Genomic DNA, 13979 nt, shown 5'->3' with positions numbered 1-13979 from the left:
TTAAAAATGTTATAACGTAACGATCTTAATCATATTTTTGCGTGCTTGAAAAGAGGGGAGTTATTGCCAAAAGGTTATCCCTGGATCTTTTTGTTGTGATAAACGAAACTAAAGTGAGTCGTTTAAAGTAACAGCTTTGCGTATTGATAAAAGTATAAATCTCAACGAGTATTATTTTTACAAATAAAAATCGTTCTCATTAACCCGCTTTTAAAGCGGGTGAGTTTATTTTTTGTTGTGAATTTTTGTATAAAAAACAATGTGAAAGTTTGTAAATAGGAGCGTGTTATTCAGTACGACGAGCTTAATCTCACTGAATAACGCTGAACATTTGCTTAGAGAAGTGTTTGCTGCTTGATAAAGGTAACGAGTTTATCAGCAATGCCTTGATGTTCCGAAGCGGTTGGGTGCCACACGCAGCCTTCTAATGGTGAGTCAAATGTATGACTGTATAGTTTACTGATATCTTGCTGATTAAGCTTTGCAATTGCGTCGTGTGTTGCAGGAATTATAAAGTTATATGGATATGCCGGACGAGGCATATAAATAATGGGAACCGCAGGATATCTTGCACGCAGCTGTTTGGTGAAAACGGCCATTGTTTCTATCCACTGCGTTTTGACTTCGTCAATGGTTTGCCAAGGCTCGGTAGGGGTTGGATCGGTACTAAAGTCATTTGTGCCTACTTCAATGACTATAAGCTGTGGAAACTTGTCTTCAAAGTCAGTGTTGTCGGTAAATACTGCTGACATTTTGTCGTAGTAACTACGCAGCGTATGATGCGGTTGATTGCCGCCCCAATTTCGAATTAAGCCTAAACCTGAGTATGAAACTTGGGTAAAACTGGCACCCAACTGTTGTGCGCTCATATATGGAAACGCTTTACGCGCGTTACTTAAATCGAGAATTTCGCTCCATTCACACTGTCTTTGGGTGGACTCACTGCCAAAGCCTGCGCTAATTGAATCGCCAATAAATAAGATATGAGGTTGTGGCTGTTGGATTGATTCCAATTTTCCGTCCACATCAACACTTAGAATTTGGGTATTGTGTTCGTAGTGCTCCCAGCGTTTAACGAGTTCAATTGTGACGGTTTCTGCCTTTGTACTTTCAAATAGTGTGAAGGTCTCAGCAACACCATCTGCATTGGTCTTTAGCTTTTTTGTAAATTTGCCATCAATCAATACATCGAATTGATCGCCATAGCCCATCAACTCGATACGAAAGGCGCGGCCGACGAGTTTTGTATGCAGCTGGCTACCCGGCCAATTAAAACTCACACTGCCATCTGAGTAGTTTTTATTGACGCGTCCTTCATAATGAATCGCATGATGGGTAGCTGCGTGATTTGCTGCACTGGCTACACTTCCAGAAGCTAATAAAGCCACCGTAACTAATGTTTTTAACATGTTGTATTCCTTGTAGGGTTATTCATTGAATAATGTAACTGGTTTAAATGTGTTGTGAGTGAATTTAGGCTTGAAAATTATTCACTTAACAAAGGAGAAAATAGAATATATCGCTGGCAGGGGGGAGCTCGCTCAGGTACAGTACTCTATGCAATCAGGTAAAGGAGAGGTAGCTGATGACGATTGTAGAACAGATAGTTGCTCGGAATATAGAAGCGGTCATTGTATATGAATCAGAGCAGGTTATTGCGTTTGCCGATCATGACCCCATTAACTTTGGTCATATCTTAATTTGCCCCAAATCCCCTTATGAAACGCTTCTTCAGGTCCCAGAATCCATACTGGCTGAAATCCACCGCGTTGCGCGTGACCTTTATGTGCGAATTGAGCGTAAATTTTCCCCAGATGGGATTACGCTGGTGCAAAACAACGGGCACTTTAACGAATTGAGCCACTACCACTTGCATATTTTCCCCCGCTATAAGCGAGATAGTTTTGCGTTTGGAAGTGATGAACTCAATGTTAAACCTCTAGAGGTTTTGCGTACCTCACTTGAGGGGTTATAGATGCTTGGGGAAGTGTTAATCAAGGTTGCTGTAACGCTATTGCTTTGTATGTCACTCGTCTGGACTTTGTTGCCTTGGGCGTTTGGATTATTAAATTTCCAAAAGAAACATGGCTACCCACTCTACAAAATTGGCCGAGTGTGCTGGTGGGTAATGGTTGCTATGCATCCCGTACTTGCTATTGGTATTTGGTTTTTCGATGCCAGTTTAAGTAAGTTAATATTTAGCTTAGCTGCAATGCATTTCTTTTTTGGGATAACGTTTGCCAGAAATGTAAGCACGCAATAAATCAAAAGGTCACAAGTGAAGATTACCATCAATGCTATTCAGGGTGAGGATGCGAATGCCATTGAAAGTTTAATGCGTGAAGTTTCAGAGGCTGACGTCTTACCCCATTTTTCGCAGCTTGGAAAAGATACTTATTTAAACGAAATATTACCTGAAGTGACTCAGGTGATGTGCAACGCCAATTTTGTCGGTGCCAAGGCGTTATTAAACGGTGAGCTGATTGGATTTGCTTTATTAAGAGATGGTAACTATCTCACCCATTTATTTGTTGCCAAGTCAGCCCAAGGTAAAGGGATTGGTCGGCAATTATTAGATACTGTGCTAGCGAGTACATCCGCAGCTCAAGTCTCATTGTGCTCATCGCTTAATGCAGCATCTTTTTATATTGCGCTAGGTTTTCAGGCGACAGGGCAAGAAGCGCAGAAAAACGGTATTAGATTTATTCCAATGAGGTTAGACCGAACTTAAGCAAGGATATTTTATGACATAGGTTGGGTTGTAAATAATCACAAAAGTAAATTTTAAGTAATTAAAAATGCGACTACACTAAATCGACATAAGAAGAATATCTGCTAGATCAAGATCTAAGGAACGAGTATGCCAACACCTCAACCAGGCACTGTAGTGAGCAATGCACAAACCAGAGCCGCTAATTTAACGACGACAAACAGTAATGAAGTGCCAGCGACTAAACAATTTGTAGTGAACGCCACCGGCAACTTATTTATCGCAAGTACGCTAAACAGTACCGCAGGTGGAAGTGTGTTGCCGCAAGAAGCTGAAAATGCGTTTGGTGAAGTCAGCGTATTTTTTGCCGCACTCACAAAAGCGATGGCGGAAGCCGGGACAAGTCTGTACGACTACGATGCACTCAATAAATTAGTCTCAAGCTCCGGTCTTTTTGTCAAAGTGACGGATAGCAATATTCAATTTGAAAGTAAGCAAAGTGGCGTCACCTTATCAAGCCAGTTGATCCAAACTTTACTAGGGCTCAGTGGTAATTTAGCCTCTATAGGTAAATCATTGATGGATATGATCGCTGGTATGGGGCAAGCCTCGGTAAGTATCAGTGCGAGTTCTGACAATCAAGACAAAAAGGTCGGCACCATCATTTTTGTCTGTGAATATCTACTTGGTGCAATTTCTATCGCGCCCATTGTCATTTCAGCTGATGCCAATGATGTAAAAGCCATTTGGCAAGCGGGTCCTTGCTTACAAGGCGGGCATACAGAGGTGCAGTTAAGTCTGTGCAAATCAGTATACTTATTTGTGCCACCTGCATTTGTCAAGCAAGCGGCATCGCTCAATGAGGCGATGTCAGACCCTGAATTTAATAATCTGATTGAATCAATGCGAAGTGTCATAGCCGCACCGCCGCAAACCACTGCAGCCAGTAAAACGACTAAAAAGGACAGTTAATGTTGGGAGTAAACAATGTTCTCAACTTGGTTTAGCAAGCAAGATAAACCGTCAAAACCGCAATCACAGCCAATATATACCCCAATTACTAAACATTATGTGTTTAATGAAACGGGTAATATCATGCTGTGTGCCACGGCGGATAGCATTCAGAGCTTTGACACTGACTTAAAAAGTGCATTCGTTGATATTAGTGTGTTTTTTGCTGCGATGACAAAAGCGGTGACGTCGACAACAAATCCGGTGACGGGGAAGCCGTTTTCAATATTTAACTACCAAGCTGTGAAAAATATTTTGGTAGAGTCAGGGCTTTTCATTGAAACCAATGTAGAAGAAGGCACTTTTAGTCACGATGGCGTAGGTAATACGCTCGGCAAAGCGCTGTTTCAGCATGTCTTAAATCGAGAGTTTTCTGAAAAGCAGCTGCCTTTTGCCAAGTCCATGTTTAATGGTATGCAATATCAAAGGGCGAAGATGGCAGAGCAATCTGAGATGACGGAAGCGCAGCAGCAGCTTTGCCGCAGTGGTAGCATCTTTTTTATTGGTGAGCTGTTGATGGGCGTGCCACAAACGTCGGCAATTTTGCTTAGTATCGAACCACAAAGCATTGCCCAGTCGACAGGCGATACTGAAAGTGACTGGCAAGACTTATTTTCGTTGGCTGGGTTAGATGAAGACAAGCATCAGCCCAAGCACATCGTGCGTCATTGGAAATTTAAAAAACGTACTTATCTATTTGTACCACCGCAGTTTATTTCTCATGCGGTGGTTGGACTTGGTGAGCAAAGCAATATCGATTTTGAGGAATACAGTCGCAAATTGGCGCAAAGTATTACTCCTAACCACAGCGTTAGCTAACTTCAAATATTATAATATTAAAGCGCCTTAGCTAGTTCGGTTAATGCGCTTTTTGCTATGTCTAAATCAACTTGCTCCGTTTGCCAATTACTGAGCGCAGCACGGATCACCTTCTGTCCTTGCCAACTTCCTGGGCTGACAAATATACGGCCATCCGCATTAATGGCATGAAGGAGGGCGGCTGTTGCTGCGTCGTCTTTGCCACTTGGCTTGAAAAGCACCACGTTCAGCTCTCCGTAGTAGACTAATTCATAGTCTGGAGAATCAGCAAACCAGTCTGCAAGTTGTTTGGTTTGCGCAATATTTTTGCTTACCCATTGACGGATCCCGTCTTTACCATAGGCAAGTAATGACATCCAAACGGGCAGTGCCCTAAATCGACGAGAGTTTTCTACACCCATCGAAAAAAAGTCGGGGTCGGCTTTTGATGTGACCAAGTAAGGAGCTGGAACGTCGCAGCTTTCAACCAAGTAGTGCAAATGACGAGTGAGAAAGATCCCACAATCGTATGGCACATTGAGCCACTTGTGTGCATCCAAGGTAATACTATCGGCTAACTCTAACCCCTTAGTACGACCTTCTGAGCCAGAGATCAGACGGTCGAAAATGCCAAATGCAGCATCAACATGCAGCCAAGCTTGGTGTTTATCGCATAGACGGCGGATCTGAATTAAATCATCAAAATTAGTGCCAGTAACCGTGGCGGCACTGGCGATGACAATTTTTCCTTTGGCGTTACTTTTTGCAAGCTCTGACTCAAGCGCTGCAATATCCGTAGCCTCATTGCCTACTTGCGTTGCGATTCTAGTGATTTGGTTGCGGCCAAGGCCTGCAAGACCAAGCGCCTTAATCATACTGGCGTGGGGGGTTGCGCAAAAAACCTCAACTTCCAAACCGAAGGCTCCATCTTCTGCCACATTGATCCCTTGTTGATGCCCTGCAAACTGGCGTGCTATGACTGCACCTAAGTAATTTGCCGCTGTTGCCCCTGTAGTAAAAAGGCCATCAAAGCTTGCTGGTAGGTCGAATAATTCGGTTAGCCAGCGAATGGCTTGCCGTTCTATATTGGTCGCAATGGAGCCATCGCCCTTTGAGACATTTTGGTCATAGGTTGACACCAGCCAATCGGCAAAGGTGGCGATTGGCGTTGCGCCGCCGGTGACGAATCCCCAATATCTAGGTCCAGTACTGGTGCTTAAGTTTGGCACCACTTGTTTACTAAAAACCTCAATCAGAGACTCAAATTCAATCCCTGATTCTGTGAGTGTTAGGTCGGGCGGAGCAATATCTCGACCTGCGACTGGGCGGCTATTGCTAGACTGTATAAACGCCTCGGTAAGTTTAGAAAATTCAGTGAGTAATTGGGGTAATGCTTGCCATTGGTTGTGTGTCATCGTCATGTGCCAATCCTATTTGTGAACGAATACTGGAATTACAGTGTAACTTCGGTAAAAATGCAGTACAGATACAAAATTCTTTGTTATTAAGGGTACAGATGGCGAGGAAGTTTATTACATTAAGTGAGCAAGTGATTGCAGAGATAAACGCTGGTGAACGTCAATGCGGTGAAAAAATGACTTCACTTAGGATCTTTGCCAAGCAGCATGGCGTGAGCATGAGTACTGCAATTAGAACCTACGAGGAATTACAGGATAATGGCTTCTTAGCTTCTCAAGAGAAATCTGGTTTTTATATTTGTAAACCGAAAGCAAAAAATAGTGACATTGACTTTGCCACGTTTACGAGTGAAGTGAAATCTCCTAAAAGTGCGTTAAGTCCCTCTATCGTAGGACTCAATACGATGTTATCGACGGTGCAAGTAGCGCCCGAGTTGATGCCCATAAATCGCTTGACTAAGTTTATAAAGCAAGCGTTCGACTCTCCTCAGTATCACCATTTTCATTATCCAAGCGCGATGGGACTGATGTCGCTCAGAGAGAATCTAACCAAGCACTTTAAACAAAAGGGGTTGGCGCTGAATCCTGATAATCTCGTGGTGACGGGCGGCTGTATTCAAGCCGTGATGGCGGGACTGCAGGCTGTCACAAAAGCGGGGGATTGTGTGGTGGTGCCGTCACCATGTTATCAAGGTTTATTGCAACTGCTTGCGACGCTACAGCTCAAGGTGATTGAGATCCCAACGACGCCAGAAGGACTCGATCTAGAAGCCTTAAAACAGGTCGTGACAACGCAAAGGGTATCAGCGTGTTTGCTTACGGCAAGCCACCAAAACCCAACGGGGCACAGTCTATCTGTGCAACAAAAAGCGTGGCTCGCGGGTTTTGCTGCGCAGTATCAAGTGGCGATTATCGAAGACGACGTCTTTGGGGAGCTGAGCCATAATCACACAATGCCTTTACCGATAAAGGCGTGGGATAAAGCCGGATATGTAATTTGGTGTAGTTCAGTGTCTAAGACGTTAGCGCCGGGCTTGCAAGTTGGATGGTGTGAAGCTGGACGTTATCAAAGCCAAGTGGCCGCGCTCATGCAGGCATTTCACGGCATGCCAAATCAATGTTTACAAATGGCGGTATCACGCTTTATTGAGACAGGACATTACCAGCGCCATTTACGGACGCTTAATCGCACCTTAGCGGCACACTGCTTCGCTTACCAAAGCTATTTGAAATCGCGTTTACCGAAGGGCTGTAAAATATCTTCCCCTCAGGGCGGAATGGCATTATGGCTGAAACTGCCTAATATTGACTGTGATGCACTCGCTTTACGGCTAGCCGAACTTGGGGTTGAAATTCGCCAAGGCAGCTTATTTACAAGTCGTGAGTTGTATCAAGATCATCTGCGGATCAATTGCGGTTGGCCACTTGAAACGGCAAAACCCTGGTTAGATAAGCTTTGCGATTGGGTGCTCCATAATTACGTCAAATTATAGCGTTAAGCTCGGATCATAGAAAACCACAAGGAAATAAAAATGACTGTATTACTCAACGCTGAAACCCAAGTAAATAGTGAAGCGCTCAATGCCATTGCACATATGCCAACCAAGAGTCTTAGCGTATTACTCAATAGCGACTTTACGCGTAAGCTTTGCGATAAAGACTTTATGCGCATCGCTGTGCTACTGGCAAAAAAAGGTTACGAAGAGGGCGGTTGTCCAATTGGTGCGGTTATTGTTGATAACGAAACCAATCAAATTGTAGGAAAAGGACATAATACGTTAGTTCAAGAGAATCACCCATATAACCACGGCGAAACCTCGGCAATTCGAGATGCGGGACGGATTGATTTTAGTAAAACTACTTTGTATACCAGCCTAAGTCCTTGTGACGTATGCGCAACATTACTCTACATGCGTGGTTTTCAGCGAGTCGTGGTGGGTGATATCACTAATGCTTCAGGCAATGAGCCGTTACTTGAAAGTAAGGGTGTACAGGTCGATATTTTAGAAGATGAGCAAGGTATCGCATTGTATCAACAATTTCGAGCACAGAAGCCAGAACAAGATTTAGAAGATTGGCAAGGTCTGGCAGCGGTAAACGCAGGTCATAAGTAGCTAACTGTACCCATGGCGAGGTAAAACCATTACTACATGATGTAGTTGATTATCAAATGAAATACTTTTGAGGCAATATAGCCATTGCTGCGGATTGAATTGCAATGCAAATACGGGCACACTGACCGAATGATTATTTAATTTATTGAGGTAAAATGATCCGGAAAATTTTATTCCTTATAGCGCTACTTGCATCAACCAAAATAATTGCTTCGCCACAAGAAACGGTGCACTTTGTAGCGGAAGATTTGCCTCCCTATCATTTTATTAATGGCCAAGGAGAAGTGGATGGTGGCCTAGTTGAGCTTGCTCAAGCGGTAGCAGATAAAGCAAATGTTACTGCTAAAATTGAAATAATGCCGATGGCACGTGTGTTACACGAATTAGAAACTAAGCCTAATGTGGTGCTGTTATCTTGGCTAAAAACACCAACTCGAGAAGTCTATTTCCGCTTTTTGGGGACCATGTGCCATACGTCCGCATCACTCATTGGCCTGAAACAATCTCAAACGCCAATAAATGATCTTGATGCTGCAAGGCGGTATCGTACCGGAACCATACGCGGTTATTATAGTGAAACCTTTCTCAAACAAGCTGGCTTTTCTGAAGGCTATGAATTGGTATTAGTGTCAAACTACCAAAGTCTTTGGAATTTATTGTTTAAGGGCCGGATTGATTTTGTGCTAACCAACACTCTAACACTCGAGAAAGAACTAAATGCCCTTAAATTGGACCCAAAAGCAATTGAGCATAAGTTACTTCTTGAGCATTTCCCAAGTGAGCTGGCTCTGGCGGTGAATGCAGAATTTCCCAATGAGCTTGCGAACCGCCTGCAGCATGCGCTGGCGGATTTAAGTCAAAGCGGTCAGCAACAAGCTATTTTGGAGCGCTGGAAAATACACTAAATTGAATGCAACCGCTTGGTTTCGTATGTTCCTAAATTAGTATAAAGTGTGTAGACATAAATTTAGCGCATTAAGGATAGGCGTGATGTTCCAAGAGTTGGTGAGTTATTTTGGCATACTAGCAAGTATATGGATGCTGGTGGGGGTATATGGCGTTGCCAAGCGTTACCCAAATTATAGTCACAAAAATCAATTTTGTAGTGAGTTAGGGGCCAGTGGTAGCCCAACAGAGCGATTGTCTCCTGCAGTTAATAATTACCCCTTAGCCCTACTATTTTGTTGTTTTGGTTTTTATATCATCTTGGTACCTGAAGGGAACTGGGCGTTAGGTGTTATTGGCGGTTTGATTGTTTGTCATGGTCTAGCAACCGCTGTTGCAGGTTTCTTTCCTATGGATCCCGATCCATACACAACCTCGCCAAGTCGAGCGTGTAATATTCATTCTTTCGCGGGCATGGTAATGCTATTAAGTTTACTTATCGCACCTTTATTGGTTTGGTTTGTAAGCCCGTTAAACTCGCTATTTGCTTGGTTTTCTACCGTTTGTGTACTTGTTTGTGTCGGTTTTAGCTATCAGCTTGCCAACGCTTACAAGCAAAAGCGTAATAGTGGGCTCTATCAGCGATTAAGTTATGGCGCTCAGCTAGTCTGGCTGAGTGCGCTGTGTTTTATAGTGTAAGGTGTTGATAAGCCGATAAAATGGCTTGCGCTTCGGGTTTGCCTTTGGCAACTCGTGCATAATGATCCAGCGTCTTCTCTAAATAGTGTTTGGAAAGCGTGCCTTGTTGCCAAATCGCTTCGCCCAATGGGGTTATGGTAGTGCCTGTCTTACCTGAAGTGAGATAGAGCACTTCGTAAATACGCCGATTTTCTTCAATCAGTGATTCATGGATCAGCTTAAGTGGCAGAGATTGTAAGGTTTGCCTCAGGGTATAATGATGATGAACTGGGCAGAGCAAGAAATCGACCTCATCACGTAAATTGTAGCAAAGGCTTGTCATCAGTTCTGCGGTTAAGTCGCCGCCAACACCTGCGATGATCACTAACTGCCTGCCTGAGTATTGTGCAAGAGGGAGCTTCGCAACGTCTTGAGTGTAAAGGCTATAGCGCGTTTCAGCTTCTGGAAAGAAGCGTGCGAGATCCAGTTTTACTTTCGCGATAAGCGCTGGGACTACATCAACAAAGTGTATGTGCGCTTGGCTCGAATGTAAAAATTGTGCGCCAAGCTGGCCATGATCGCAGCAGCAGTCCCAAATATGTTGATAGTCTTCAGTAACAACATCATGCAAAGTCTGTAAGCGTTTTCCAAGCTTCAAGTGGATTCCTTTTATCAGGCGTAGGTATGGTGGCGCGTTGTACTAAAGTGATTAAGTAGGCGATGAATAAGGTAAATTGCACAGAGACTTACCGTAATTGCAACGCTCACTGAACTGAAGCGATACAGTGCGCTGTAAATTAAATCTTGATTTGGTGCGAGAGACTGACCAAACAAGATCCCAAAAGTGGTAATAATACCAAAGCCAATCCCAGGAGCACCACCACTTAGCAAGTGATAGCGACTGAAAATGAAGATTAAGATCCACAAAATCAAAATTGGAAAAAGTAAAATTTGGCTATAGGTTTGCAGTAGGATTTGCGCTGCTAACGCCAAGTTACAGCCTATCAGTGTGCCAACTGCGCGTTGCCAGCCCGCAGTGCCTGCCGCCTTCCAACTCAGTGGAAAGAGGATTAATATTGATGCCGCTTGGGCGGAAACGGAATCCTGTAAATCTAGGATTTGGAATACCATAAATGAGAGTGTGGCTACGGTGGCGCACAGTAGGACTTCATGGCGAATACTTGCCGCATCTTTCGCTGGCCGTGGCGGTAATTGACGCACTGCAACATCCGGAAATAACCAATGCATTACATATGCGGTTGCGATACTAATGATAATAGCCAAGGAGTTACTGGCTATGAGTGAATACAAACCACCGCTGGTTGAAGCGTAACTGGCAAAATGAAGTTGGATTGATAGTCCCACCACACTCATTGCACCAAATAAGAAGTTAACGCCTTTGCTCATTTGCAAAAACAAAAAGGCAAATAAGGCAAAGGTGAGTAAGGACATTAACGCAGGGTGGAAACCAAATAGACCTTGTAGCACCAATACCGAAAAGGCACAGACCAATCCACTTAAGATAAACTGGCGCACTATGTGTGCGTTTAACATTGGTACTAACCCAAGTAGCAGCATGGGATATACGGTAAAAAAGATACCGTACGGCCAGTTGAGCAATTTGCTTAGCGCAAAGCCTAGCGTACTGCCAGTTGCAATACGCAGCATCTGTCTCAGGTCATTGGCGTTTAGTGCAACTTTCATATCAATAAACGTAGTGAAGTAGACTGACGAATTTGATTTGCGCTTGTGCAAGCGTTGCAAGCAAAGTGCTTTCAGGCAGGACTTGAACTGTCGCTCTAGCACCACTTGCTAATAAAGGTAATGGCTCTTCAAATGCTAAATGAACGCGTTGACGCTGCGCATCTCGCACCCAGCGGTTGGAGGTCTCAACGGCAGCCAATTGGCCGTCGGCATTGAGCTGTCCATCACTGACGCCGGCAGAAAATTCATGGATCACGGCGGGATAGACTTTACCCGGTACCGCATCAAAGCTCACTAACGCTTGTTCGCCAAGTTTGACGTGGTAGAGCGATTTTTCTCTGAAATCCGCAGCTAAGTCAACATTGTCCGAAACCAAACTGGTTAGGCTCACACCTGTGCGAGCATAGGTTCCCGTGGTGATCTGCAAGTTACTAATGATGCCATCATGGGGCGCGCGGATTTCGGTATAGCTGAGTTGCAATTTAGCCTGCTCTACGGCATTTTGTGCTTGCTGTAGTGCAATATTATGTTCGTCGGTTGCACCACGCTTTACTTCAAGCGCATGTAGATTAGCTCTGAGTGCACTAAGCTGTGACTTAGCCGTCGCAAAATTTGCTTGAATTTGATCTGATTCCTGCGTTGAAATTGCGTGTTGTGACAGCAAAGATTGGCTGCGCTTATACAGTCGCTGTTGTTCATTATATTTGGCTACAGCAGCCTCTATTTGCGCTTGCTGAGCAACTATCTGCGCATCTAATTGTTTGTTTTGTTGATTAACCTCTGCTAAAGCGAGCTCAGCTTTAGCTAATGCTAAACGATACGGCGCTTCATCGATAGTAAGTAGTAGTTGGCCTTGCTGAACTCTTTGGTTATTGCTGACATTCACTGCAAGCACTTCACCACTGACTTTAGGCGTCACTTTGGTTACTTGATGATACACACGTGCCTGAGGCGTCATTGGTATGTAGAGATCAGCAAAGATAAAATAGCTAAAGCAGAGTGCAAAAAGGGCGATTGAAACCTTTACGTAGCGGGAAAATTGCTGATCTGGACTAAGTTTACTCACTGGTACTCCCATTTTCAGAAACATTGTCACAACATTGCTGAGCATTGTTCTCAAGTTTGACCAAAGCATGTGCAATAGCATTGAGCTCGTCATCGCTAAGCCCATGATATAAAAGTGCCTTCACTTCACTGATCCGCATCTTTAGCTGCGTTAACTGGGCTTGCCCGTGTTCGGTGAAGTAGATTTTACGACAGCGTTTGTCTTGCTTATCAACGCGGCGCTCAATCACATTATTCTCTTCTAACTGTTTCATCGTGCGGGTCAGGCTCGGCATTTCGATATCTAAACTGCACGCCAATTGGTGTTGTGTGCAACCTTCACCTAAGTGATGAATATGCATCATGGCGGTCCAACGTGGCTGGGTAAAACCGAGTGGCTCTACAGCTTGAGTCACGGCTTGACGGCAAATTCTATGGACTCGGCCTAACTTGCCACAGAGACTAAGATCGAGCGTTTCATGAAATGGAAGTGACGACATAACTTAAGATATATTTACTTAGCATGCTAAGTATTCTAGATTAGTTAGCATGCTAAGTAAATGGCGTGTGTTTAGGTTATTGCAATATTATTTTAACTCTATGAATTGGCAGTGTTTATTCTTAGTAAGAATCGCACATAGTGAATACAAACGTGGCTAATTACAGCGATCGCAACAACAAGTTCAAACCAAACTAGGTACTGTAACAGGCTTAACCAGCCTAGGCTTAAGTGTTCGCTGCCGGGCCAAGTGACGACCTTACTAATGGCGGTGACGCCAATGACCAATGGAAAGGTATATGCCGCAAAGGCGGGACTAAATGGCAGCCGCAGAAGCCGAATAAAAGCAAGGTATATCGCTAGAGTCATAACAATAGCAACACTCAGTAGGGTAAATACCACGCCAGCCGCTGGCATCGGGTGGACACTTAAATATCCTGCCAAACAAAGACTGGCGGGGGCTGCCATGACTGCAATTGTGGGTTGGGTTTGCTGTGGTATGGCACTGCCTCTGCACAACCGGTAAATCATGATTGGCAGCAGTAGCAGGTAAAATATCACCCCTAAGTACCAAAGCCCCATAGCCAAAGGTTGCAACGCTGACATGCCGTTAAAGGTGACGTCGGCAACGACAAACCCCACAGGAGGAATAAACCAACTTGGCACTAGCTGGTTAAGCTCAAAATTGCGGCTGCGAAAATACACGAAGCTGGTTAGCAACCCTAGATGAAGTGCAATGGCGAGTAGCCAAACCACAGTTGCAATAAGATGAGAATAGGCCGAGATGCTATGAGAAATCACCATGATTGTCATGGCAGTGGTTGGTAATACACTACCAACCACTGGGTGCGCGAGATCTGCTCTTAATTGAGCCGGTTGATGAATAAACTTAAGCACTAACAGCAATAAAATAAAGCCAGCCAGCAGTGCACTTAAAGGTTTTAACACAAAAAATGCGGGAAAGAGGTTACTGATACACCAGCCTAAACTAGCTAGCCCAAGAGCAAGACCAGACATAGGGGTGGGGATATTGGCGGTTAGTTTTTTACCATAAGAAAGAAGAGTAGCCATGCGTAATTTCACAACAATTGTTCGGTGAGGGGATAATACGCTTGCGC

General features: G+C 44.2%; 16 protein-coding genes. 9 read left to right on the top strand and 7 right to left on the bottom strand.

Features of this window, described 5'->3' with window-relative positions; all coding sequences use genetic code 11:
• Window positions 1-335: 335 nt before the first annotated feature.
• On the bottom strand, window positions 336-1409 hold the full coding sequence (locus tag JJQ94_RS17015) for an SGNH/GDSL hydrolase family protein (RefSeq protein WP_099028882.1): 1074 nt from the start codon (window positions 1407-1409) through the stop codon (window positions 336-338).
• 176 nt (window positions 1410-1585) lie between these two features.
• On the opposite strand from JJQ94_RS17015, the gene JJQ94_RS17010 reads away from it, so the two are divergent.
• The 5 genes from JJQ94_RS17010 to JJQ94_RS16990 all read left to right on the top strand — a co-directional run bounded on the left by JJQ94_RS17010 (window position 1586) and on the right by JJQ94_RS16990 (window position 4540).
• On the top strand, window positions 1586-1975 hold the full coding sequence (locus JJQ94_RS17010; protein ID WP_099028881.1) for an HIT family protein: 390 nt from the start codon (window positions 1586-1588) through the stop codon (window positions 1973-1975).
• Entirely contained in the window at window positions 1976-2263 is a 288-nt protein-coding gene (locus tag JJQ94_RS17005; protein ID WP_099028880.1) for a hypothetical protein, read from the top strand. It begins immediately after the preceding gene.
• 15 nt (window positions 2264-2278) lie between these two features.
• The gene (locus JJQ94_RS17000) at window positions 2279-2731 is read left to right on the top strand and encodes a GNAT family N-acetyltransferase (RefSeq protein ID WP_099028879.1); all 453 of its coding nucleotides are present in this window, start codon (window positions 2279-2281) and stop codon (window positions 2729-2731) included.
• A 129-nt stretch (window positions 2732-2860) separates the two neighbouring features.
• Window positions 2861-3682 carry a hypothetical protein gene (locus tag JJQ94_RS16995; RefSeq protein WP_099028878.1) on the top strand — a complete coding sequence of 274 codons (822 nt, stop codon included), beginning with the start codon at window positions 2861-2863 and terminating at the stop codon, window positions 3680-3682.
• A 15-nt stretch (window positions 3683-3697) separates the two neighbouring features.
• On the top strand, window positions 3698-4540 hold the full coding sequence (locus JJQ94_RS16990) for a hypothetical protein (RefSeq protein WP_099028877.1): 843 nt from the start codon (window positions 3698-3700) through the stop codon (window positions 4538-4540).
• A gap of 17 nt (window positions 4541-4557) precedes the next feature.
• Here JJQ94_RS16990 and JJQ94_RS16985 read toward each other — a convergent pair whose 3' ends face one another.
• Window positions 4558-5940 (bottom strand): pyridoxal phosphate-dependent decarboxylase family protein, encoded by a 1383-nt coding sequence (locus JJQ94_RS16985; RefSeq protein WP_099028876.1) that lies wholly within the window; start codon window positions 5938-5940, stop codon window positions 4558-4560.
• 95 nt (window positions 5941-6035) lie between these two features.
• Between JJQ94_RS16985 and JJQ94_RS16980 the strand changes: the two genes are divergently transcribed.
• From JJQ94_RS16980 to JJQ94_RS16965, 4 genes are all read left to right on the top strand, one after another.
• Window positions 6036-7430, top strand: a complete 1395-nt coding sequence (locus tag JJQ94_RS16980; RefSeq protein ID WP_099028875.1) for an aminotransferase-like domain-containing protein — start codon at window positions 6036-6038, stop codon at window positions 7428-7430.
• A gap of 39 nt (window positions 7431-7469) precedes the next feature.
• Window positions 7470-8051, top strand: coding sequence for a nucleoside deaminase (locus JJQ94_RS16975; RefSeq protein ID WP_099028874.1), 582 nt, complete (start codon window positions 7470-7472; stop codon window positions 8049-8051).
• A gap of 155 nt (window positions 8052-8206) precedes the next feature.
• Complete coding sequence (locus JJQ94_RS16970) at window positions 8207-8956, top strand: substrate-binding periplasmic protein (protein WP_236596502.1); 750 nt, start codon at window positions 8207-8209, stop codon at window positions 8954-8956.
• 85 nt (window positions 8957-9041) lie between these two features.
• Window positions 9042-9635, top strand: a complete 594-nt coding sequence (locus JJQ94_RS16965; RefSeq protein ID WP_099028873.1) for a DUF998 domain-containing protein — start codon at window positions 9042-9044, stop codon at window positions 9633-9635.
• Here the strand turns inward: JJQ94_RS16965 and JJQ94_RS16960 are convergent.
• From JJQ94_RS16960 to JJQ94_RS16940, 5 genes are all read right to left on the bottom strand, one after another.
• The gene (locus tag JJQ94_RS16960; RefSeq protein WP_099028872.1) at window positions 9625-10272 is read right to left on the bottom strand and encodes a tRNA (adenine(22)-N(1))-methyltransferase TrmK; all 648 of its coding nucleotides are present in this window, start codon (window positions 10270-10272) and stop codon (window positions 9625-9627) included. The genes JJQ94_RS16965 and JJQ94_RS16960 overlap by 11 nt on opposite strands.
• Window positions 10273-10286: 14 nt before the next feature.
• Complete coding sequence (locus tag JJQ94_RS16955) at window positions 10287-11318, bottom strand: DUF2955 domain-containing protein (protein ID WP_099028871.1); 1032 nt, start codon at window positions 11316-11318, stop codon at window positions 10287-10289.
• Between the two features lies 1 nt (window position 11319).
• On the bottom strand, window positions 11320-12384 hold the full coding sequence (locus tag JJQ94_RS16950; protein ID WP_099028870.1) for an HlyD family secretion protein: 1065 nt from the start codon (window positions 12382-12384) through the stop codon (window positions 11320-11322).
• On the bottom strand, window positions 12377-12862 hold the full coding sequence (locus JJQ94_RS16945; protein ID WP_099028869.1) for a MarR family transcriptional regulator: 486 nt from the start codon (window positions 12860-12862) through the stop codon (window positions 12377-12379). Before JJQ94_RS16945 ends, JJQ94_RS16950 begins: the two co-directional genes overlap by 8 nt.
• A gap of 98 nt (window positions 12863-12960) precedes the next feature.
• Complete coding sequence (locus JJQ94_RS16940) at window positions 12961-13932, bottom strand: TDT family transporter (protein ID WP_172439887.1); 972 nt, start codon at window positions 13930-13932, stop codon at window positions 12961-12963.
• Between the last annotated feature and the right edge of the window lie 47 nt (window positions 13933-13979).

The sequence above is a fragment of the Pseudoalteromonas sp. GCY genome (genome assembly GCF_016695175.1).
GTDB lineage: Bacteria > Pseudomonadota > Gammaproteobacteria > Enterobacterales > Alteromonadaceae > Pseudoalteromonas.
This window is presented reverse-complemented; position numbering and strand designations above follow the sequence as displayed.

Coding starts and splice junctions, on each gene's coding strand:
- JJQ94_RS16955 (WP_099028871.1), bottom strand. CDS start 11,318: ATGAAAGTTGCACTAAACGCCAATGACCTGAGACAGATGCTGCGTATT.
- JJQ94_RS16965 (WP_099028873.1), top strand. CDS start 9,042: ATGTTCCAAGAGTTGGTGAGTTATTTTGGCATACTAGCAAGTATATGG.
- JJQ94_RS16970 (WP_236596502.1), top strand. CDS start 8,207: ATGATCCGGAAAATTTTATTCCTTATAGCGCTACTTGCATCAACCAAA.
- JJQ94_RS17010 (WP_099028881.1), top strand. CDS start 1,586: ATGACGATTGTAGAACAGATAGTTGCTCGGAATATAGAAGCGGTCATT.
- JJQ94_RS16940 (WP_172439887.1), bottom strand. CDS start 13,932: ATGGCTACTCTTCTTTCTTATGGTAAAAAACTAACCGCCAATATCCCC.
- JJQ94_RS16995 (WP_099028878.1), top strand. CDS start 2,861: ATGCCAACACCTCAACCAGGCACTGTAGTGAGCAATGCACAAACCAGA.
- JJQ94_RS17005 (WP_099028880.1), top strand. CDS start 1,976: ATGCTTGGGGAAGTGTTAATCAAGGTTGCTGTAACGCTATTGCTTTGT.
- JJQ94_RS16980 (WP_099028875.1), top strand. CDS start 6,036: ATGGCGAGGAAGTTTATTACATTAAGTGAGCAAGTGATTGCAGAGATA.
- JJQ94_RS16945 (WP_099028869.1), bottom strand. CDS start 12,862: ATGTCGTCACTTCCATTTCATGAAACGCTCGATCTTAGTCTCTGTGGC.
- JJQ94_RS17015 (WP_099028882.1), bottom strand. CDS start 1,409: ATGTTAAAAACATTAGTTACGGTGGCTTTATTAGCTTCTGGAAGTGTA.
- JJQ94_RS16975 (WP_099028874.1), top strand. CDS start 7,470: ATGACTGTATTACTCAACGCTGAAACCCAAGTAAATAGTGAAGCGCTC.
- JJQ94_RS16990 (WP_099028877.1), top strand. CDS start 3,698: ATGTTCTCAACTTGGTTTAGCAAGCAAGATAAACCGTCAAAACCGCAA.
- JJQ94_RS16985 (WP_099028876.1), bottom strand. CDS start 5,940: ATGACGATGACACACAACCAATGGCAAGCATTACCCCAATTACTCACT.